Source organism: uncultured Desulfovibrio sp., assembly GCF_944327235.1.
In the GTDB taxonomy this organism is placed as follows: domain Bacteria; phylum Desulfobacterota; class Desulfovibrionia; order Desulfovibrionales; family Desulfovibrionaceae; genus Desulfovibrio.
On the sequence record NZ_CALVHE010000048.1, the window covers coordinates 1 to 20,113 of the forward strand.

General features: G+C 65.1%; 16 protein-coding genes, 1 tRNA gene and 1 riboswitch. Of the genes, 9 read left to right on the forward strand and 8 right to left on the reverse strand.

The window, feature by feature from the left end:
* Both rpsB and Q0K00_RS07775 read right to left on the reverse strand, forming a co-directional pair.
* On the reverse strand, positions 1–248 hold a 248-nt coding region (gene rpsB, locus Q0K00_RS07770; protein ID WP_297228397.1), incomplete at its 3' end, for a 30S ribosomal protein S2.
* Between the two features lie 443 nt (positions 249–691).
* Entirely contained in the window at positions 692–1,003 is a 312-nt protein-coding gene (locus Q0K00_RS07775; RefSeq protein ID WP_297228398.1) for a hypothetical protein, read from the reverse strand.
* 265 nt (positions 1,004–1,268) lie between these two features.
* Here Q0K00_RS07775 and Q0K00_RS07780 point away from each other — a divergent pair, with 265 nt between their 5' ends.
* From Q0K00_RS07780 to ribB, 6 genes are all read left to right on the forward strand, one after another.
* Complete coding sequence (locus Q0K00_RS07780; RefSeq protein WP_297228399.1) at positions 1,269–4,184, forward strand: insulinase family protein; 2,916 nt, start codon at positions 1,269–1,271, stop codon at positions 4,182–4,184.
* A complete protein-coding gene (locus Q0K00_RS07785) occupies positions 4,184–5,161 on the forward strand; it encodes a glycosyl transferase family 1 (RefSeq protein WP_297228400.1) in 978 nt (325 codons plus the stop codon). Before Q0K00_RS07780 ends, Q0K00_RS07785 begins: the two co-directional genes overlap by 1 nt.
* Complete coding sequence (gene cbiR / locus Q0K00_RS07790; RefSeq protein ID WP_297228401.1) at positions 5,158–5,937, forward strand: cobamide remodeling phosphodiesterase CbiR; 780 nt, start codon at positions 5,158–5,160, stop codon at positions 5,935–5,937. The genes Q0K00_RS07785 and cbiR overlap by 4 nt, the downstream gene beginning before the upstream one ends.
* A gap of 37 nt (positions 5,938–5,974) precedes the next feature.
* Positions 5,975–7,207: a DHH family phosphoesterase gene (locus Q0K00_RS07795; RefSeq protein ID WP_297228402.1), complete on the forward strand. Its 1,233-nt coding sequence runs from the start codon at positions 5,975–5,977 to the stop codon at positions 7,205–7,207.
* A 432-nt stretch (positions 7,208–7,639) separates the two neighbouring features.
* Positions 7,640–8,980: a sulfate adenylyltransferase gene (gene sat, locus Q0K00_RS07800; RefSeq protein ID WP_297228403.1), complete on the forward strand. Its 1,341-nt coding sequence runs from the start codon at positions 7,640–7,642 to the stop codon at positions 8,978–8,980.
* 78 nt (positions 8,981–9,058) lie between these two features.
* Positions 9,059–9,212: riboswitch (FMN riboswitch) on the forward strand.
* 70 nt (positions 9,213–9,282) lie between these two features.
* The gene (ribB, locus tag Q0K00_RS07805; protein ID WP_297228404.1) at positions 9,283–10,008 is read left to right on the forward strand and encodes a 3,4-dihydroxy-2-butanone-4-phosphate synthase; all 726 of its coding nucleotides are present in this window, start codon (positions 9,283–9,285) and stop codon (positions 10,006–10,008) included.
* Positions 10,009–10,423: 415 nt separating this feature from the next.
* On the opposite strand, the gene Q0K00_RS07810 is transcribed toward ribB, so the two are convergent.
* Positions 10,424–10,774 (reverse strand): heavy metal-binding domain-containing protein, encoded by a 351-nt coding sequence (locus Q0K00_RS07810; protein ID WP_297228405.1) that lies wholly within the window; start codon positions 10,772–10,774, stop codon positions 10,424–10,426.
* Between the two features lie 100 nt (positions 10,775–10,874).
* Positions 10,875–10,951 (reverse strand) — tRNA-Arg (locus Q0K00_RS07815).
* A 97-nt stretch (positions 10,952–11,048) separates the two neighbouring features.
* On the opposite strand from Q0K00_RS07815, the gene Q0K00_RS07820 reads away from it, so the two are divergent.
* Together Q0K00_RS07820 and Q0K00_RS07825 are read left to right on the forward strand one after the other, a co-directional pair.
* The gene (locus tag Q0K00_RS07820) at positions 11,049–11,654 is read left to right on the forward strand and encodes a UbiX family flavin prenyltransferase (RefSeq protein ID WP_297228406.1); all 606 of its coding nucleotides are present in this window, start codon (positions 11,049–11,051) and stop codon (positions 11,652–11,654) included.
* The gene (locus tag Q0K00_RS07825) at positions 11,648–12,349 is read left to right on the forward strand and encodes a metal-dependent hydrolase (protein ID WP_297228412.1); all 702 of its coding nucleotides are present in this window, start codon (positions 11,648–11,650) and stop codon (positions 12,347–12,349) included. The genes Q0K00_RS07820 and Q0K00_RS07825 overlap by 7 nt, the downstream gene beginning before the upstream one ends.
* Before the next feature lie 477 nt (positions 12,350–12,826).
* Here Q0K00_RS07825 and Q0K00_RS07830 read toward each other — a convergent pair whose 3' ends face one another.
* The gene (locus Q0K00_RS07830) at positions 12,827–13,141 is read right to left on the reverse strand and encodes a hypothetical protein (protein WP_297228407.1); all 315 of its coding nucleotides are present in this window, start codon (positions 13,139–13,141) and stop codon (positions 12,827–12,829) included.
* Between the two features lie 270 nt (positions 13,142–13,411).
* Positions 13,412–15,718, reverse strand: a complete 2,307-nt coding sequence (locus Q0K00_RS07835) for a hydratase (RefSeq protein WP_297228408.1) — start codon at positions 15,716–15,718, stop codon at positions 13,412–13,414.
* A 309-nt stretch (positions 15,719–16,027) separates the two neighbouring features.
* Here Q0K00_RS07835 and Q0K00_RS07840 point away from each other — a divergent pair, with 309 nt between their 5' ends.
* Complete coding sequence (locus tag Q0K00_RS07840) at positions 16,028–16,948, forward strand: DMT family transporter (protein WP_297228409.1); 921 nt, start codon at positions 16,028–16,030, stop codon at positions 16,946–16,948.
* 143 nt (positions 16,949–17,091) lie between these two features.
* On the opposite strand, the gene Q0K00_RS07845 is transcribed toward Q0K00_RS07840, so the two are convergent.
* Together Q0K00_RS07845 and Q0K00_RS07850 are read right to left on the reverse strand one after the other, a co-directional pair.
* Positions 17,092–18,573, reverse strand: coding sequence for an APC family permease (locus Q0K00_RS07845; RefSeq protein ID WP_297228410.1), 1,482 nt, complete (start codon positions 18,571–18,573; stop codon positions 17,092–17,094).
* 256 nt (positions 18,574–18,829) lie between these two features.
* A partial coding sequence (locus Q0K00_RS07850) for an aldehyde dehydrogenase family protein (RefSeq protein WP_297228411.1) occupies positions 18,830–20,113 on the reverse strand: 1,284 nt, incomplete at its 5' end.

Sequence of the window (20,113 nt, forward strand, 5' to 3'; positions counted from 1 at the left end):
TCAGTGGCCACGGCTTCCTGAGCCTGACGCTTGGTGCCGATGAAGAGCACCTTGCCGCCCTTGGCCACGGTGTCCACGACCTTGTCGTAGGCCACGCGGAAGAGCTTCACGGTCTGCTGCAGGTCGATGATATGGATGCCGTTGCGGGCGCCGAAGATGTAGGGACGCATCTTGGGGTTCCAGCGACGGGTCTGATGCCCGAAATGCACGCCGGTCTCCAGCATCTGCTTCATGCTGACATAAGCCATTGTTCGATCCTCCAAAGGGTTGTTGTCTTCCACCCCGGCCCTGACCCTGCAACCCGCCGCGCGGCGATGCGCCGCCCCGGCAGGCACCCCGGGCCGCTGCCGGAGTGTGCTTGATGAACGCGGCAATCTAGCCCGGATGCGGAAAAATGGCAAGAGGCAGGTCGATGTCCTGACTGCTTTCTCCGCACAGTCCAGGTCCTCCCCAAACAAACGGCAAATGGCGTCAACAGGGCTTGCGGGAATGGCATATGAAGGGACCGGCGCGGACGGCAGGTCGTCTTTTGGAGGATCGGCCCGCAAGTCCGGCGGACAAGGACGACAAAAGGCTCCCTTAGACAAGGGAGCCTTGGCCTGCGACCGGAGAGCGGGCGCCTCACAGCGCAAGGGAGGATGCGCCCCGCATGGCCGCCTCTGGCGGCGGCCGGAGTGCGGTGGGGACTGCGCTATCCCCGAGGGGCGGTCTGTCGGGGGCCGTTGCCGGGCCCGGAACCGTCGCACGGCCCGTAGCCGCCCGCGCCATTATTCCGGGACCGGAAATTGCCGCCGCCCTGTCCGCGGCCCTGCCCGCGGCCGCGTCCGTCGCGCGGGCCGTTGCCGGGGCCGCTGCCGTCGCACTCCCGACCGGAACGGGGACCGTTGCCGTCAGGGCCGGTACCGTCGCCGTTACGGGCCTCCGCCGTGCCGGGGAGCGTTTGCATGAGCGCCAGACCGGCGCAGGAAAGGCCAAGGGCGGCAAAAAACTGTCTGCGTGTCATGGGGGACCTCCTCTACCCACGGGAGAAAATGTTGCTCCGGCACATGCATCGGCGTGCCAGCCGAAAAGCGGGGCAAAAAGGGGGAATATCCGTCGTCGCCTGTATAAAAAATGGACAGATGCGCCGTTCCGGGCTGTCACCTGTCCAGAAAATGGGCAGGGGGCGGGCGTTGCAAAGCGCGGCACAATCCGTATACTGCCTCCACTTGACATTACGCGATATCCCCATCCGCAGGATGGGACGCGCACAGCCCACAGGACGACACATGAAGACACACGGCTTTGAGCTCCTCACCGAACGCGCCATGCAGGAAGTCCACGGTACGGCACGCCTTTGGCGGCATGTCGTGACCGGAGCGCAACTGCTTTCCATCAGCAATGACGACGAAAACAAATGCTTCGGCGTGAGTTTCCGCACGCCGCCGGCCGACTCCACGGGGGTCGCCCATATCCTGGAGCATTCCGTGCTCTGCGGTTCGGACAAATACCCGGTCAAGGAACCGTTCGTGGAGCTGCTCAAGGGCTCGCTGCAGACCTTCCTCAATGCCTTCACCTTCCCGGACAAGACCTGCTATCCCGTGGCCAGCGCCAATCTGCAGGACTTCTACAATCTTATGGATGTCTATATGGATGCGGTGTTCCATCCCCGCATCAGCGAGGACATCTTCCGGCAGGAAGGCTGGCACATCGAGGCCGAGTCCCCCGACGAGCCGTGGTCGTACAAGGGCGTCGTCTATAATGAGATGAAGGGGGCCTATTCCTCGCCGGACTCCGTGCTGGCGGAACAGAGCCAGCAGGCCGTCTTTCCGGACACGCTCTACAGTCTGGACTCCGGCGGCAATCCCGAAGTGATTCCGGACTTGACCTACGAGGCTTTCCGGGATTTCCACAGCCGCTACTATCATCCCTCCAACGCCCGGTTCTTCTTCTGGGGGGACGACCCCGAAGAAGAACGCCTGCGCCGTGTGGCCGGGGTGCTGGACGGTTATGCCGCCCGGCCGGTGGATTCGGCCGTGCCCCTGCAGCCGCGCCGCGAGACGCCCCGTCATATCGAGGTGCCCTATGCCGCGGCCGAAGGCGAGAAGCGCGCCCTGTTCACGATCAACTGGCTGCTTGGGGAACGCGGCGACGTCTATCAGGCTTTGCTCATGGAGATGCTCGAGCATATCCTGGAAGGGCTGCCCGGCTCTCCGCTGCGGCGGACGCTCATCGCCTCCGGTCTGGGCGAGGACACCACCGGCTGCGGTCTGGAGACGGACCTGCGGCAGATGTACTACTCCACGGGCCTCAAGGGCGTGGATCCGCGCAAGGTGCCGGAGGCCGAACTGCTCATTTTTGAAACGCTGGCCACCCTCGTGGAGGAGGGCATCCCCGCCGCCGCTGTGGAGGCCGCCGTCAACAGTGTGGAATTCGCCTACCGCGAGAACAATTCCGGCCGCTTCCCGCGCGGTCTGGCGGCCATGATACAGGCGCTGTCCACCTGGCTGTATGACGGCGATCCGCTGGCCGCGCTGGCCTGGGAAGCGCCGCTGGCGACCATCAAGGAGCGCCTTGCCGCCGGTGAGAAGCTGTTCGAGGAGGCCATCCGCACGCATTTTCTGGATAACGCGCACCGCGCCACCGTGGTGCTGTTGCCGGATCACGGACTGGAAAAGGCCCGGCTGGAGGCCGAAGCCGCCCGGCTGCGGGCGGCGCAGGAGGCTTGCGATGCGCAGGCCCGGCAGCGGCTGGTCAGCGAGACGACCCGGCTGCAGGCGGCGCAGGAGGCCCCCGACAGCCCCGAGGCGCTGGCCACCATCCCCAACCTGCATGTGGCGGACATGCCGCTGCGCAATACGCCCCTGCCCTGCGCCGACCGGAGCCTGCCTTCGGGCAACACCCTGCTTTGTCATGAGCTGCCGACGCAGGGCATCGCCTATGTGGGCCTGCTGCTGCCGCTGGATACGGTACCGCACGCTCTGCAACCGCTTGTGCCTCTCTTTGCCCGTTGCCTGACCGAGGCCGGGACGGCTCGGCGTAACTTTACGGAGCTGGGCGCGCACATGGCCGCCAAGACCGGCGGCGTGGGCGCGGACATGGTGCTGACCACGCATCGGGAAGACCGGAAGGCCGTGCGCTATCTGGGCGTCATGGGCAAGGCCGTGCAGGAGAAGATCCCCGATCTGTTCGACATCTTCCGGGAGATCCTGCTGGAGCCCCTGCGGGACGACGGCGTGCTGCTGGAACGCATGGGGCAGATGCTGCTGGAAGACAAGGCCCGGCTGGAACATGGCCTCGTGGCTGCGGGCCATGCGGCTGTGGGGCTGCGCCTGCGGGCCCATTTCACCGAACTGGGACGCCTGGCCGAGCGTACGTCCGGCCTGAGCTATCTGCAGGAGGTGCGCCGTCTCCTTGAGCGGCTGGAGCGGGATCCGCAGGGCGTGCTGGCCGATCTGGAAAGTCTGCGGCAACATGTGGTGGCCCGACCGGGCGCGTTGCTCGACGTGACCGGCGAGAGCGCCGCCCTGAGCCGTGTGGAGGAAGAAGGTTCCCGGCTTTTGCGCAGCCTGCCGGACGCCCGGACGGGCGATCCCGTGCTCGTACAGCCGCTGGATCTGCCCGATGCCGAAGCCTTCTTTGCGCCCGCGCAGGTCAACTATGTGGGCAAGGCGGCCAATCTCATCGATCTGGGCTATCCGTACCGCGGCTCCATGAGCGTGGTGCTGCGTTCCCTGCGCATGGGCTATCTCTGGGAGCGGGTGCGGGTACGCGGCGGCGCGTACGGGGCCATGTGCACGCTGGACCGTCTGGGCGGGAACCTCGTGCTGGCCTCCTATCGCGATCCCAATGTGGAAGAGACCCTGCGCGCCTATGACGAGCTGCCTGCCTTCCTGCGGGCCAACGCTCCCGATGCCGACCAGCTTGAGCGGGCCATCGTGGGCGCCATAGGGGATCTGGATACCTACCTCCTGCCGGATGCGCGCGGCGCGCAGGCCCTGTCCCGTCGCCTGTCCGGCGACACGGAGGAATCGCGCCAGCGGATGCGTGACGAGATCCTGTCCACCACGGCCAGAGATTTCCTCGATATGGCGGACGTGCTGGAGGAAGTGGCCAAGGCCGGCGTGATCTGCGTACTGGGCGGCGCTGCGGCCCGTGCCGCCGCTCAGGAACATGGCTGGAGCGGTCAGGAGATCATGGCCTGATGACGCCGCAGGAAAAACGCCATCTCACGCTGGTGCTGGGTATGCATCGCAGCGGCACCAGCGTGCTGGCCAGAGCTTTGCCCGTGCTGGGCATAAGCCTGGGGGAACGCCTGCTCCCGGCCCACCCCTGCAATCCCAAGGGCTTTTTCGAGGATGCCGACATCAATGCGGGCAACCGGGTCCTGTTGAAGGAGTTGGGCGCAAGCTGGGAAAGCCCGGTGAGCTTCCGTGACATGCAGGGGCGCTTGCGGGGGCTGGCTACCTCGGAATACGGGCAGGCGGCGCTGGCGCTCGTCCGTGAGCGCGGCGAGGCTGCCGACAGGCAGGCGGCGGAGGAAGGCGCGGCCCTGCCCGCGCCGCTGGCTTTCAAGGAACCGCGCATGAGTCGGCTGCTGACCTTCTGGCGGCCCATCTTCCTGGCCGCGGGCTGTTCGTTGCACGTCTGCCTTGCCCTGCGCCATCCGGCCCACGTCGCCGCGTCGCTCACGTCGCGCAACGGGTTCCCGGCGGCCCAGAGCTGGCGGCTCTGGCTCTACCATACGCTGGATGCTCTGGAAGGCAGTACGGGGCTGCCTCTTTTCGTGGTGGACTACGACACCCTGCTGTGTGCGCCGGAAGCGCAGCTCCGGCGGCTGGCTCGGCATCTGGGCCGCCCGGTACGGGAAGACGCCCTGCGTGTTTTTCGCGACAGCTTCCTGGACGCGAGCCTGCGGCATCATGCCGCCGCGCCCGCCGTCCGAGCTGAGGAGGGAGGCGCTTCCCCCGCAGGCGCTCCGACAGCCGGTGAGATGCCCGGAGAGGCGGAGATCCTGCTGGCTGAGGACATGTACGCCACCCTGCGCGCCGCGGCGCACGACAAATACGATATGGCCGCACCGGCGCTTGCCCGCCGCCTGCTGCGCTGGCGCAACGCGCTGGAGGCCCTGCCCCCCGCCCCCTGCATGGCGGCGGTCAGCGACGTGGGAGGAGGAAGATGAGTACGGAACAGGACGCCCTCCCCCCCCTGCCGTCTTCGCCCGCGCCGGTAGCCGCGCCGTCCTTCGTCATGCCGGACGATATCGCCGGGAACGTCCGTTTCCTGGCCGGTCGGGTGGAAGAGGTGGCGCTCTGCTTTTTCGAGAATGCCGCCTGCCTGGCCTATACGGAAAAGGACTTGCCGCCGGATCTGCGGGAGTTGCCGCTGCGCTGGCATGTGCATTTGCCCTTTGATCTGCCGTGGCCGGAAACGACCTCGGCGGCCGCCTGCCGTCCCGCGCTGGGCTGTGTGCAGCGCCTTCTGGACAAGATCGTCTGCCTTTCGCCGCGCTGCGCCGTACTCCATGCCCCCAACGCTCCGACGGAGGTGCGGCAGGAGCTGCTGCGCCACGCTTCCCGTTTCTGGCATGAATATCACGATATGCCGCTTTTGCTGGAAAATACCTATAATTGCGATGTGCTGGAGCTGGGCGAAGGCTTTCTGGATGAGGTGGGGCTGGGCTTCTGTCTGGACGTCGGGCATCTTCTGGGCTATGCTCAACATGCCTTGCGGACAAGCGCCCTGCCGTCGCGTGCGGCCCTGCTGCACTGGAGCGCGCCTTGTGGGCGGGATGCCCATGCCGCGCTGACCCGCCTCACGGACGAGGAACATGTCCTGCTGCGGGAACTGATGCCGCGCCTGTCCGCACAGGCTGTCCACTTGCTGGAGATTTTCCGCTGGCGGGCGCTGGAAGAATCCCTGCCCGTGCTGGCCCGGCTGCGTGCTTGCATAGCGTAGCCCTCCCGTCACGAGCAAAGCAGAGCAGGAGCGTCGCATGAGCGCCACATCGCCGCTTGTCGCAGCCATGCGTCAATGGCGGCACACCCTGAGCAAGGAAGAACGCTGGTGCATCCTCATCGTGGCCGATCCGGATGCGCTGGCGGCGGCAATGGCCCTCAAGCGCATCATGCAGCACCGGGTCAAGGCCGTGGACATCATGCGCGTCAACGAGGTCACGCGGCCTGACAACCTGGCCATGATCCGCTACCTCCACATCCCGGTGAAGGCGTGGCAGCCCGAAAAGGCCGCCTCCTACGATCGCTTTGCCGTGGTGGACTCCCAGCCGCATCATCACGTCAGCCTCAAGGACATCCCCTTCAGTCTGGTCATCGACCACCATCCCCTGCCGCCGGAGCCTTACGAGGGCGCGCAGCTTTACGACGTGCGCCCCGATGTGGGCGCGACCTGCAGCATGATGACCCGCTACCTGCAGGGCCTGCGCATCACGCCCGCTCCCCTGCTGGCCACGGCCATGCTCTACGGCATCCGTACCGATACCGCCGCCTTCGAGCGTAGCGGCGGCGAGGATGATTTCCGCGCGTATCAGTGGCTTTCCCGCTATGCGGATACCGCTATCCTGCGGCGCATCCTGCGCAGTGAATACCTGCGGGAGTGGCTGCCGCTCTTCAGTCGCGCCTTCCGTTCGCTGGTGGACTGCCGAGGGGCCGGGGCGCAGGCCTGGCTGAATGATGTGAGCAGCTCCGATCTGCTTGTGGCCGTGGCGGACTTCTTCACCCGCGTGCATGGTCTGCGCTGGATAGCCGTCAGCGGTATCGTGGCAAAGAATACGGTGGTGGTCATCTTTCGTGGTGACGGCAGCCGTGATATCGGCCGCATGGCTGACGCCTGCTTCTATGACGTAGGATCAGCCGGAGGTCACCGGCGCCTGGCGCGGGCCGAGTTCCCGCTCTCCGCCGTGCCGGAGGGGATGAAGCCGCAGGAATTCGTGCTGCGGCGTCTGCAGACGCGCAAGCTGCGCGCCATCACCGCACGTCCGGCCGCGTCCGAATCCGGCACAGAGGCCGCGGCGGAAAAAGCCGCCCCTGCCGCCGCTCCGTCCGCGGCGACGGCGGACGCTGTGGCCGAAAAGGCCGCCGACAGCAAGACGGCCCGCAAGGCCGCACCTGCCCGCCGCCTGCGCGAACGCCCCCGCCGCAGCACGCCCGCGCCGGACAGTCACGGCGGCCGCAGCGGCGCGGACGAGGAAAGCGAACGCGAGAACGATTAGGGCCTGTTGATACTATTCGTTGTTTGTTTGGGGGGAAGGGGAACCCCTCGCTCTGCTGTCGATGCCTGTAAGGCTCCTGCGTCGCCTAACAGGCACGGCCCTGCGGGCCGCCTTTCGGTCGCGCTCTGCTGTCGATGCCCGTAAGGCTCCTGCGTCGCCTAACGGGCACGGCCTGCGGCCGCCTTTCGGTCGCCGCCTGCGCGGGAGGCCCAGCCTTTTCGCAGCGAAGCGAGAAAAGGCGTTATCGTCATCCTTCCCCCCAAGCCCCCCATCCCCTCCCCAGCGCGCTTTTATCTTGGGCCAGCATCTCGCACGTCCGGGAAAAGGCGTGATCCACGCAAAGCTGACCCTTCGACATCGGACAAGCTCCGCTCGCTTTTTTCCGGCAAGTCTGGCAGGATCGACGTATGTCATCCGTGAGGAGGTCCTGCCATGTCCCATGCCCTATCGCCGTCTGATCCCCGTGTATCCACTCCGCAAACAGTCGTCGGCCATCTGCCGCCTCCGCATGGTGGGCGGGGCCTGAGAGCCTGTCAGGCCTCTCCGGAAGAAGCGGCGGAACTGCTGGCCCGCGTCCCTTCGCTGACGCGCATCGAAGTCAGTTCCCGCGCCGAGGGGGATATCCTCATGCTGGGCAACGGGGCCTTTTCGCCCCTGTGCGGCTTCATGGGGCGGGAGGACTGGCAAAGCGTCTGCCGGGACATGACGCTGGCGGATGGGACCTTCTGGCCCGTTCCCATCACGTTGGACGTGGCGGAAGAGGTCGCGACCTCTCTGCGTCCCGGTCAAGAAGCGGCTCTCTGGCGCGAGGGGCGTTGTCTGGCCGTCCTGAGTGTGGCGGAAGTCTGGCCGCTGACGGCCGAGGACCGCCGCCGGGAATGCGAGCAGGTATTCCGGGGACACGGCCCGGCCTCGGAACGTTTCTGGGAGACGGCCCCAGCCGACCATCCCGGCGTGAAGATGGTGCTGGCGCAACAGCCGTACAATGTGGCCGGGACGTTGCGCGTGCTGGCCCGCAGCCGCATGGCGGAGCGGTTCCCGGATCTGATCCTTGATCCGCAGCCCCTGCGCGAGGCGCTGCAAGCGCGCGGCTGGCGCGACGTGGCGGCCCTGCAATTGCGCAACCCCATGCATCGCTCGCACGAATACCTTGCCAAGATCGCGCTGGAAATCTGCGACGGCGTGGTCATCCATTCGCTGGTGGGTGCGGTGAAGCCCGGCGATATCCCGGCGGACGTACGCTTGCGCTGCATCGACGTGCTGGTGCGGAAGTATTTCGTGCCGGAACACGTCATCCAGGCGGGCTACCCGCTGGACATGCGCTACGCCGGTCCGCGCGAGGCCCTGCTGCACGCGCTTTTTCGCCAGAACTACGGCATTTCCCGCCTCATCGTGGGACGGGATCACGCGGGCGTGGGCGACTATTACGGTCTGTTCGAGGCGCAGGAGATCTTCCGGCATATCCCGCAGTCGTCCGACCCGGCCAAGCGCCTGCACACGCAGGCCCTGCCGCTGGACTGGACCTTCTACTGCACGGCCTGTGACGGCATGGCCAGTCTGCGAACCTGCCCGCACGGACCGGAAGAGCGGGTCATCCTCTCCGGTACTCGCCTGCGCAAGCTGCTTTCGGAAGGCCAGCCCGTGCCCGACCACTTCGGCCGTCCTGAAGTGCTGGAAATACTGCGCGGATACTACGCCGGACTGAGCGATGCCGAACGGCCCGTCATCCGCCTGCAACAAGCCTCGACACAGCCGGGAGCGTCGAGACCGTGAGCCCGTCGGTGCGGGAGATGGTACGTGGGGAGCGGGATCCCGCCCGACTTGCCCCGCTATGGAAGCCATGCTAGACATGGGGCAACTCAGGGCGGGGTGCAAGTCCCCACCGGCGGTGATGGGTGTGGTCGTGTGGGCCGCGCCACAAGCCCGCGAGCGCCTCGCACGAGGGTCAGCAGAACCGGTGAGAATCCGGTGCCGACGGTAACAGTCCGGATGAAAGAGTTTTTCCGGCAGCGGACACGCGTGCCGTGTCTGGCTGCGCGCCCTGATGTCGTACATCAAACCGTGGAGTTTGGTTTATGCATCAGCTTTCCCCATTTCCCCTTGCCGATCCCCTTTCCGCCACAGGGCAGGCGTCGCCGGACGCTGCCGCCGATTTCCTGGTCCGTTCTCCCGAACAGCGACTGCAGGCCGCGCTTGACTCCCTGCGCGCCGGTGAAGGCGTGCTGGTCCTCGACGATGAAGACCGGGAAAACGAGGCGGACATCATCTATGCCGCCGAATCCTGCACCGAGGCGCAAATGGCCCGGCTCATCCGGGACGGCAGTGGCATCGTCTGCCTCTGCCTGACGGCGGAGGCCTGCGCGCGTCTGGATCTGCCGCCCATGTGCGCGCGGAATACCAATCGCCAGCAGACCGCGTTCACCGTGAGCATCGAGGCCGCCGAAGGCGTGACCACCGGCGTTTCCGCCGCCGACAGGCTGCGTACGGTACAGGCGGCCATCCATCCGCAGGCCCGCCCCGCCGACCTGCGTCGCCCCGGCCATGTATTCCCTCTGCGGGCCAGGCCCGGCGGCGTGCTGGAGCGGCGCGGACACACGGAGGCCGTCATCGATCTCATGTTGCTTGCGGGGTTGCGTCCTTGCGGATTGCTTTGTGAGCTGACCCTGCCCGACGGCCGTATGGCCCGGCGGGACGAGGCGGCTGCCTATGCCCGGCGGCACGGCCTGCCGCTCTGTACGGTGGAGGACATCGCCCGCCACCGTGCGCATCATGACGCACAGCGGCAAGCGGCCGAACGATAGAGCGTTTCACACCATACGGCGGCCTGTCGTTTCGCGGAAAAGCGCGATTTCCATTCACATTTGGCCGGGCGGCCTTGTGCTGCCGCCTCGCGTCATGTTTTTTCAAGGGCAAAACGCCTGAACAGGAAAACGAAAGGCCCCGCGCTTCACAGCGCGGGGCCTGATTTCCGATATATTCGGCAGCGGACGTCACGCCGTCCGCTCCGTGTCCTGTGGGAGCCCCCGATGCGGAGGCGGCATCTGCTCTGGTCGCATCCGGATGTTGTGGGGATCTGGAGCATTTTCAGTTTGAAACGCTTCGCGCCTCACATCATGCGCTCTGCCGCTTCGTGGAAAAAAGCGGCTCTTCCGTTCACTGTGGAGCAGACGCGCGGCGCTGCCCCAGGCGTCATGTCTTTTTCAATGATAAAGTGCTCTATCCCACGATCATGGCGGAACCGGAAACGGACACCATCAGCATCCCCTTACCCGAAGTAGCCTCGGTAAGACTGATCCGTACGCCATACACAGCATTTGCCCCGCGCTGCAAGGCTTCATATTTCATCATTGCCAATGCGGTTCTTTCCGCTTCCTTGGCTTTTTCTGAATATGCGTTGGACCTCATGCCCAAAAGATCCGTTATGGATGACAGCAAGGAAGAAATGGGGCCGGTACCCAAAATGCAATAACCAGAGACAAACCCGCAATCCTTCTCCGTCCCGCGCGGCTGCAAGGTTGTAATGAACATGTTGTCAATGTTTACTTCCGACGTGAAAGCTTGTGACATATCCCTCTTTCCTGTGTGATAAGGCATCCGACCGCATTGCCCGAACCAGGTTACAAAAAAAGGGACTTCCAGCTTTATAGCTGCAACTCCCTGAAATCTCTGGCGCGCCCGACAGGATTCGAACCTGTGGCCTTTGGCTCCGGAGGCCAACGCTCTATCCAACTGAGCTACGGGCGCGCAGGGCATTACAATGCCTTCCCCGGCAGGTCTTGTCAACGAAAAAATCTTGCGCCGCAGGCTGTCAAGACAAGGCGTTCTCCCCTATACTATCAGCATGACGGTTCGCAAAACCCTTCTTCTCGGCGTCAGCGGCGCCAGCGGTATGCCGCTGGCTCTACGCTTCCTGGGGCTGTGCCGGGCGCTGCCCGGTCTGGAATTGCACCTTATCGTCTCGCCGGGGGCGGAGGCCGTCCTCAGGGCGGAAGGTGGGCCGCAGCCCGACGAGCTTATCCGGCTGGCGCATGTCGTGCACGCGGCGGATGACATGGCCGCGCCCCCGGCCAGCGGTTCCTGGCGGCACGACGGCATGATCATCGCGCCCTGCTCCATGAATACGCTGGGCGCGCTGGCGGCCGGGGTCACGGGTAATCTGCTGCAACGGGCGGCGGACGTCTGCCTCAAGGAACGGCGTCCGCTCGTGCTGGTGACGCGGGAAAGCCCGCTCTCCCGCATCCATCTGCGCAATATGCTGACCCTGCAGGAGGCCGGAGCCGTCATCATGCCCTTTTCGCCGGGCTTCTACCTGCATCCCCGTACGCTGGACGAGATGCTCGAGCAGTTTTGCGGCCGCATCCTCGATCAGCTATCCATCGACCATCCCCTCGGACGCTGGGGCAGCGTCTCTGTCCCGCAAACGACCGCACACAAGGAGCAATCATGAGCAGCATCACCTGGTACGGCCATTCGGCCTTCGTCATCAGCAGCGAGGTGGACGGCGAACGCCGCAGCCTCTGTGTCGATCCCTTCCTGACGCCCGCCTCCGGCACGGATGCGGACGGCCTGGGGCCGCTGGACATCGTGCTGGTGACGCACGATCACGCGGATCATGTGGGCAGCGCCGTACACCTCTGCCGCAAGACCGGGGCCATGCTGGGGGCCATCGTGGGTACGGCGGAAAAACTGGTCGCACAGGGCGTGCCGCAGGAGCAGCTGCTCAACGGCATCGGCTTCAACATGGGCGGCACGGTGGAGCACGCCGGTTTTGCCGTGACCATGATCCCGGCCTTCCATTCCAGCGAATCCGGCTGCCCGGCGGGCTACATCATCCGCACGCCCGACGGGCTCACGGTCTACCATGCCGGGGATACCTGTCTGTTCAGCGGTATGGCCCTCTGGGGGCAGCTCTATCCGCTGGACGTGGCGCTCCTGCCCGTGGGCGGCGTCTTTACCATGGACGCCCGGCAGGCCGCGCAGGCCTGTGCGCTGCTCGGCTGCAAGAGCGTCATCCCCATGCATTGGGGCACCTTCCCGGTACTGGCGCAAAGTACGGACGAATTCAAGCGGGAACTGGCCCTGCGCGCCCCGGATTGTCGCTGCATCGACATGACGCCCGGCAAGACCGTAAGCTTCGCCTGAGCGGTTCCGTAACGTCGGGCTGTGGCCCGCCGGGCGGAAGCCTTCATGCGGGTGACATCTCTTCGTACAGGGGAACATCTGAAAACATCACGGGGGACGTTATCGCGCCAGTGCGGACGTCCCCCGTTTGTGTCGTATGCCTGAGCCGCTGCCGGGACTGCCGCGCCGTGCCGCCCACCAGGCATGGTCGCCAGAGCGCTTTGCCGATGCAAAAGGCAAAATACGAGGCGCGGCGCAGCGCCGCCGACCCAAACCAAGCGGAAGACCGCGCTTTTTCGCGAAACGACAGGCCATAAGATCGGGGCGCAAAGCGTTTCACACGGAAAAGGCGTTAGAGTGTTTCACCTTTGAAAAAGGTGAAACGCGAGGCGGCGGCACCGCGCCGCCCGGCCCAAAGTGAGCGGAAAAACCGCGCTTTTTCCGCGAAACGACAGGCCGTATGGTTTGAAACGCAACGCGTTTCAAACCGAAATTGCTCTAAAAAGAGACCTGCCAGCGATCCCAGGAAAAACTGCTCAGGAATTCGGGTGTTATTCGCGGTCCGAAAGGAGGATGGATGAGGCCGCACTTTCCCGACACCTTATGCACGGCTCCCCAATACTTTTCTTCCGCATCATTCGTGAGGACAAGATATCCCTCGATGATATAGGCATCCGGCGTTTCCGCAACGATGTCTCCCACGCGGAAGGAGAGATGCTCCTCACTGATCTCCTGCAAAAATCGCGAAAACCGTTTCCGGATGCACTCCCTGGCTTGTGCTGCCGTGATGGTCGCTTCCCCGGCCTGTGTCATAGACCTAGCCTGTTCAGCCTGGGGCGGCATATTTTTTGTGCCGTCAGCGTGTCCTTCGGCGTGTACAAAGGGGCCGCCAGCAGCAGAGGAAGGGCAAAAAGACAGGACTTGCACATATGTTCCCCGCATAGCCAGGATATGCTCCCGTTGGGAAAGTTCCCGTCCATCGGTAAAAGCGCGCTGGGGAAGGGGGGCTTGGGGAAGGGGAATCCCGCCAGCGTCGGCGGGGTTCCCCTCCCCACAGCAGACAGTGAATGGTGTCAGCAGCCCCTACCGATTGTAGAAGTTGATCAGGCAGCCATCGAGGATGATCTGCCGTTCATCGTCCGTCAGATCACCGAGGCGGAAGGTGCAGGGCCGGGCCGGGCCGCCGTCGGCGGGCAGTATCCAGCCGGCGATCTCCGCGGCCCCGGCTTCCACGGCTTCGCGCACGGCGGGCAGCAGGATGCAGTCATTGACGGCAAGGCTCTCCGCCAGCTCCGCCCCGCCCAGCAGGGGCAGCATACCCCAGTTGATGAGGTTGGAGCGGTACCGCTTGGTGGCGTACTCCACGGCGATGTTGGCCCAGCCGCCCAGCACCTTCTGGCAGGAGGCCGCCTGTTCGCGGGCCGAGCCGTCGCCGGGCTTGCGGGCAAAGACCACGGAACCGACGCCGATGCGGGACAGGTCGGCCAGCATGGCTTCACAGAGGGCGGGCTCGATCTCACGGAAGGGAGCGCACCAGGTCTCCAGCGCAGCGCGGACGGTAGCCTCGTCCTGAGCGAGGCGGGCCGTCTCCACGGCCTGCGTTTCCCTGGCGCGTCCCACATAGGCCGGGTCCTTGCGCGACAGGGTGAACTCCGCCAGCTTGAGCGGATTGGAGCGCAGGGAGGAAGTCTCCCCGGAGGGGATGAGCTCATCGGTGGTGGTGACCGGGTCCGTGATGACCGAGGCTACGCGCAGCAGCAGATGCGGCGGCAGGGCGCTCATGGCCGGCCAGTCCGCGATATTGGGGCCGCGCTTGAGTTCGGCGTCCGGTTCGGGGTGATCGAAACCGTTGTAGACGCGGCGGCCGTAGACCAGCGGATCGAAACGGTAGCTCAGATCTATGTTCTTGAGGCGCGGGCTGTCCCAGTCCAGTTCCGTGGCCGGGGTGAGGCGGCCGCCGTTGGCCGCTGTAGCGGCGATGGAGCGCGCATCCATGAGGGCCACGCCGGACACCTGCCCGTTGCCGGGCTTGGAGCCTTCGCGGTTGGGGAAGTTGCGCGTGGAGTGCCGGATGGAGAGGGCCCCGTGGGCGGGCGTATCGCCCGCGCCGAAGCAGGGGCCGCAGAAGGCGTTCTTGATGACCGCGCCCGCTTCCATGAGCTTGGCGATGGCCCCGTTACGCACCAGCGCCAGCGCCTGCGGTTCGCTGGCCGGATAGACGGAGAGCGAGAATTCGCCGTTGCCCGTGCTCTGTCCGTCCAGGATGGCCGCCGCCATGCAGCAGTTCTCAAAGGAGCCGCCCGCGCAACCGGCGATGATGCCCTGATCCGTCCACAGGCCGCCGTCATGGAATTTTTCGCGCAGCCTGAGGCCCTCGCCCGCCGCGCCGAACTGCTTCGCGGCCTCGGCTTCCACGGCGGCGAGCAGTTCCTCGCCGTGGCGGGCCACTTCAGCCACGGGGTAGACGTTGCTCGGATGGAAGGGCAGGGCCATCATGGGCGGCACGGCGGCCAGATCGACCCGCACGAGGCGATCATAGCAGGCCGGGCCTTCGGGGCGCAGGGGCGCGTAGTCGCTCTCGCGGCCATGCAGAGCGAGGTAATCGCGCACCTTGTCGTCCGTCACCCAGATGGAGGAAAGACAGGTGGTCTCCGTGGTCATGACGTCGATGCCGCAGCGGTATTCCACGGACAGGCCCGCCACGCCCGGCCCGGCAAACTCCATGATCCGATTTTTCACAAAGCCGTCGGCAAAGACCGCGCCGATGATGGCCAGCGCCACGTCCTGCGGGCCGACGCCGGGCTGCGGCGCATTTTCCAGCCAGATGAGCACCACTTCCGGGGCGGGCACGTCATAGGTCTTGCCGAGCAGCTGTTTGACCAGCTCCGGCCCCCCCTCGCCGATGGCCATCGTGCCCAGCGCGCCGTAGCGGGTGTGACTGTCCGACCCGAGGATCATCCTGCCGCAACCGGCCATCATCTCGCGGGCATATTGATGGATGACCGCCAGATGCGGCGGCACGAAAATGCCGCCGTACTTGCGGGCCGCCGTCAGGCCGAAAAGATGGTCGTCCTCGTTGATGGTGCCGCCCACGGCGCACAGGCTGTTGTGGCAGTTGGTCAGGGCGTAGGGGACGGGAAAGCGCTTGAGGCCGCTGGCCCGCGCCGTCTGGATGATGCCCACATAGGTGATGTCGTGGGAAGCCAGGGCGTCGAAGCGCAGACGGAGGGTCGTATCCCCTTCCGGGGCGGTATTGTGGGCCGAGAGGATGCGATGGGCCAGCGTGGCCCCGCGGGCGGCCGCGCAGTCGATGCCGCGGGCGGCGGCTTCCTCTTCGGAGAGCAGGTGTCCGTCATCGACGACGACGGGAGAATCTTGCAAGCTGATCATGGCGTTCCCTGTGGTGAAAGGTCTCTGGATACGAAACCGTTCCGCCGGAAGCCGTGTGCGGGTATCGCATGTCCCGGAAAGACGGGCTGGGCAGACGGTTTTCCGCTGAATCTGCGCCGTGCGGCACGCGGCGCAGTATGCCACAGGGGCGCATGCCTTGCAATGCGGGCAGGTTGCGTGGACGTTTTTCCTGACGGGAAGCAGGCCCACACCAGCCGAAAAACAAACTTGAGAAAAAAAGAACTTTCCCCTTGCCGACGGCTGCCGTTTTCGGCACACTCCCCCCGAATGCTGCGGAGGTGCACGGATATGGGTTTCTTTTTCGGATTGTTTTCGTCAGCGACCTTCGGCCTCATCCCCTTTTTCAGCATCCCCCTCATGAAGGGAGGCATGAGCGCCGAATGTGCCCTGTTCTATCGGTTCCTCATCGCGTCCGTGACGCTCGGTCTTATCCTGCGTCTGCGCGGCGAACGTTTCAGCGCGCCGCTGCCCATGCTGGGCGGGCTTTGTCTGTCGAGCCTCTTCTACCTGCTGGCCGCGCTGCTCCTGTTCTGGAGCTTCCGCCACATGCCCAGCGGCATGGCCTCCACCATCCAGTTCCTCTATCCCGTACAGGTCATGCTGATCATGGTCATCTTCTTCCATGAGCGCTTCTCGTGGATCACCGCCATTTCCATCGCCCTGGCCGTGGCCGGGGTCTATATGCTCGGCGGGGACAGCACCAGCGGCGAGATCTCCCTGCTGGGCTTTGTCATGGCGCTGCTGTCGAGCCTCTGCAACGCCCTGTACATCATCGGCCTGCACGTCACCCGCAGGCCCGGCCCGAGCGGGTTGGTGGTCACTTTCTGGGTGCTGGCCTTCGGGGCCGTCATGTCCTTTTTCAGCGCCCTGCTGACCGACAGTTTCCGTCTGCTCGTCTCCTGGGATGAGCTCCTCCATGTGCTGGGGCTGGCCATCATCACGGCTCTGCTCAGCAATCTGACGCTGGTGCTGGCCGTGCAGCGCATCGGCTCCACCCTGGCCTCGGTGCTCGGCGTCATGGAGCCGCTCACGGCCGTGGGGGTCGGTATCCTCGTCTTTCATGAGCCCTGTACGGCGGCGGTCTTTTCCGGCGTGGGGCTCATCTGCGGCTCCGTGCTGCTGGTCATGCTGGCTCCCCAGCTGCTGGCCCTGGCCAGACGGCAGGGGCGGACGCCAGGACGGACGAAGGGCAGCGGACAGCAAGCCTGAGTATCTCCGCACGAAGACCATCCGCAAGCCGGGTGGTTTTTTTGTCCCGGCGGGACGACAGCCCGGCGGCAGGACATGAAAAAGGGAGGCCCCGCAGGGCCTCCCGCTTGAGGAGCGGCGGCATGCCGCCGATGGCTGTCCGGCTATGCGGCGTCCTTCTTGAAGAAGACCGGCAGATCCCGGCTGCCGAGCACGCGTTCGCGCATCTCTTCTTCGGGGATCTTGCTCCATTCGGCCCGCTTGGTGAAATAGAAGATCACGCCAAGGGTGATCCAGGCCAGCATGATCCAGCGCGGGGCCGCGCCGATGAGCGCGGGCGAGCCGGGCGTCAGCAGGAGCAGGATGCAGATGATGGAGACGGCCGCGCCGATGATGCAGATCACCGGCTTGCTGCCGCGCTGTTCCGCCGGCTGGCTGCTGGTCAGGCGGTAGCCGGCAAGGCAGGTGTACAGGTAGGCGATGGCCGTCCCCACGGCGGACATGTCCACGATCCAGCCCACAACGGCGCGGCCGCACCAGGGCGTCAGCAGCACGATGCAGATGGTGAAGACGATGGACTTGTAAGGCGAGTGGAAGCGGGGATGGATGTCCGCGAACCACTGAGGGATGATGCCGCCGCGGGCCATGCTGAGCAGCAGGCGGGTGGTGGCCACATAGAAGCCGTTGATGCCGGTGCAAACAGCGCCCAGCACGGCCGTGGCCAGCACCACGGCGCCGAACTTGCCGTAGGCCATCTCGCAGACCACGCCCGTGGCCCAGGCCGTTTCGCCCTTGGCCTTGAGGGCGGCCATGTTGGCCAGCATCTCAGGATAGGGGATGGCGATGGCCACGGCAAAGGTCACCATGGCATAGAGCAGCCCGCCCCAGATGATGGCCGCCAGCATGATGTTGCGGGCCTTCTTGGGCGAGAAGGAGAATTCCTCGGCCACCTGCGGCACGGTGTCGAAGCCCACATAGAGGAAGGGGGAGATGGCCACGATGGCCAGGATGGAGGTCATGGGCGAACGCCCTTCGGCGAAGACAGGGTTCAGGTTGCTGAGCTGAGCGGTCTCCAGCGACGTGGAGCCGAAGAAGAGCAGCAGGATGCCGACGCTGAGGGCAAAGGCGAGGATGACCTGGAGCGTGCCGGCGATGCTGATGCCCCGGTAATTCATAATGCCGAAGAACAGCGTGGCCGCGCACATGAGCAGCACTTCGCCGGTATAGACCTTCCAGCCGGCGATGGTGTAGAGCTCCCCGAAGTCGAAGACCCCCGGCAGCAGGAAGCGCACCAGCAGGCCGAGGGCCGAGATGTTGATGCAGATGATGACCGCATAGCCCAGCACCAGGGCCCAGCCGCAGATGAAGGCGGCCGTCGGCCCGTAGCCGATGTAGGCATAGGCGTATTCGCCGCCGGCCACGGGACAGTATTCGATCATGTAACTGTAGACCACGGCCACGAAGCAGAGCAGCAGCGCGCCCACGCCAAAGGCGATGAGCGTGGCCAGCGGGCCGGAATTGGGCAGGAAGGAGTCGCCGGGCAGCACGAAGCAGCCCCAGCCGACGATGCAACCAAGGGCCAGCGCCCAGACCTGTGAGGGCTTGAGCGTCTTTTCAAGGCGTTGCGAGGGGTGGGTATTCGCCATGAGCATCCTCCAGAGAGAACGGGTTGATGTGGCGCGGCCGCATGAATCGGTCCTGGCCGGCGTCATTGCGTCGGGATGCGTATCCTGAAACCGGGGGCGAGTCTCCTCCAGCGGCAACGCGCCTTATGGGCTGTATCAGAGCGGATACGGGCGGGGAGGACGGGCCTCCCCGCCCCTCGTAAGCACGATGTGCGGAGCCTGTCCGCGTAGCGGGCGTCACGCCGGCGGCATCACGTCCCGAGGACAGGCCCGGCCGCTAGGAGGCCACGCAGGAACGAACCGAAGCGGACTTGGGCGCATCCTGTCCCTTTTGGCCCCTGGGATCATAGGTACGCACCGTGGTGATTTTGTTCTGGGTGAAGAAGTCCAGGCCGCCCTTGCCCTGCACCTTGTCCGTACCGAGCAGCGAACCCTTGATGCCGCCGAAAGGCACATAGGGATGCGGCGCGCAGATACCCACGTTGACGCCTACCATGCCCACCTCGGCCTCACGGGAGAAGAGCTCGGCATAGTGCATGTTCTGGGTGAAGATGCAGGCGCCGTTGCCGTATTCGGAGGCGTTGATGACGTCAAGGGCGTCGTGGATGTCCGCCACCTTGATGGTGGCCACCAGCGGCCCGAAGACTTCCGTGGTGAACAGCGGATTGCAGGGCGTCACATCGCGGATGATGGTGGGGCCGACAAAGAAGCCGTTCCTGTTCTTTTCCGGCAGTTCGACGTTGAGACGATTGAGCACCATCTTGCAGCCCTGACCGTGCCTGAGGGCCACGTCCGCGTAATGATGCACATTTTCCACGGCCTTGCGGGAAATCAGCGGTCCCATGTAGACGTCGGGATCAAAGGCGTCGCCCACCTTGACGGTCTTGGAGGCTTCCACCATGCGCTCGATGACTTCCTCGTAGACTTCCGGCACCGCGGCGATGATGGAACCGGCAAGACAGCGCTGTCCGGCCGAGCCGTAGCAGGAGTTGAGGAAGTTGCTGATGAAGACGTCCATATCACTGTCTTCCATGACGAGCAGCACGTTTTTGGCCCCGCCCAGCAGCATGGAGCGCTTGGCGCCCCTGGCGCAGCCCGCGGCCATGGCCTTGGCCGTGGGCGTGGAACCCACAAGGCAGACGCCCGCCATGCGCGAATCTTCATACCAGGAGCCGGGGATGTCACGGTTGCCGTGCACCACGTTGACCACACCCGCCGGGAGGCCGATTTCCATGAAGATTTCGCACATGAGCTGCATGAAGTAGGGCGACTGGGTGGACGGTTTGAAAATGAAGGTATTGCCCGCCACAATGGCATAGGGGATGAACCAGCCGAACACCAGTGCCGGGAAGTTGAAGGGCGCCACCCCGCCGAAAACGCCCAGCGGCTGACGGACGACCCGGGCGGAAATGTTGGTGGAGACGTAATCCAGCACATCGCCCTGAATCATGGACGGCGCGGACGCGGCGGATTCGATGATTTCAATGACGCGCTGCACTTCGCCGCGCGCTTCGGAGATGTGCTTGGCCTGGTCAAGGGCGATGCCGTGCGCCAGCTTTTC

Bases quoted from the DNA above. Each gene is read 5' to 3' on its own strand.
- Q0K00_RS07785 (WP_297228400.1), top strand. From the start codon at position 4,184: ATGACGCCGCAGGAAAAACGCCATCTCACGCTGGTGCTGGGTATGCAT.
- Q0K00_RS07835 (WP_297228408.1), bottom strand. From the start codon at position 15,718: ATGATCAGCTTGCAAGATTCTCCCGTCGTCGTCGATGACGGACACCTG.
- Q0K00_RS07795 (WP_297228402.1), top strand. From the start codon at position 5,975: ATGAGCGCCACATCGCCGCTTGTCGCAGCCATGCGTCAATGGCGGCAC.
- sat (WP_297228403.1), top strand. From the start codon at position 7,640: ATGTCCCATGCCCTATCGCCGTCTGATCCCCGTGTATCCACTCCGCAA.
- Q0K00_RS07820 (WP_297228406.1), top strand. From the start codon at position 11,049: ATGACGGTTCGCAAAACCCTTCTTCTCGGCGTCAGCGGCGCCAGCGGT.
- Q0K00_RS07775 (WP_297228398.1), bottom strand. From the start codon at position 1,003: ATGACACGCAGACAGTTTTTTGCCGCCCTTGGCCTTTCCTGCGCCGGT.
- Q0K00_RS07845 (WP_297228410.1), bottom strand. From the start codon at position 18,573: ATGGCGAATACCCACCCCTCGCAACGCCTTGAAAAGACGCTCAAGCCC.
- Q0K00_RS07780 (WP_297228399.1), top strand. From the start codon at position 1,269: ATGAAGACACACGGCTTTGAGCTCCTCACCGAACGCGCCATGCAGGAA.
- ribB (WP_297228404.1), top strand. From the start codon at position 9,283: ATGCATCAGCTTTCCCCATTTCCCCTTGCCGATCCCCTTTCCGCCACA.
- Q0K00_RS07810 (WP_297228405.1), bottom strand. From the start codon at position 10,774: ATGTCACAAGCTTTCACGTCGGAAGTAAACATTGACAACATGTTCATT.
- cbiR (WP_297228401.1), top strand. From the start codon at position 5,158: ATGAGTACGGAACAGGACGCCCTCCCCCCCCTGCCGTCTTCGCCCGCG.
- Q0K00_RS07830 (WP_297228407.1), bottom strand. From the start codon at position 13,141: ATGACACAGGCCGGGGAAGCGACCATCACGGCAGCACAAGCCAGGGAG.
- Q0K00_RS07840 (WP_297228409.1), top strand. From the start codon at position 16,028: ATGGGTTTCTTTTTCGGATTGTTTTCGTCAGCGACCTTCGGCCTCATC.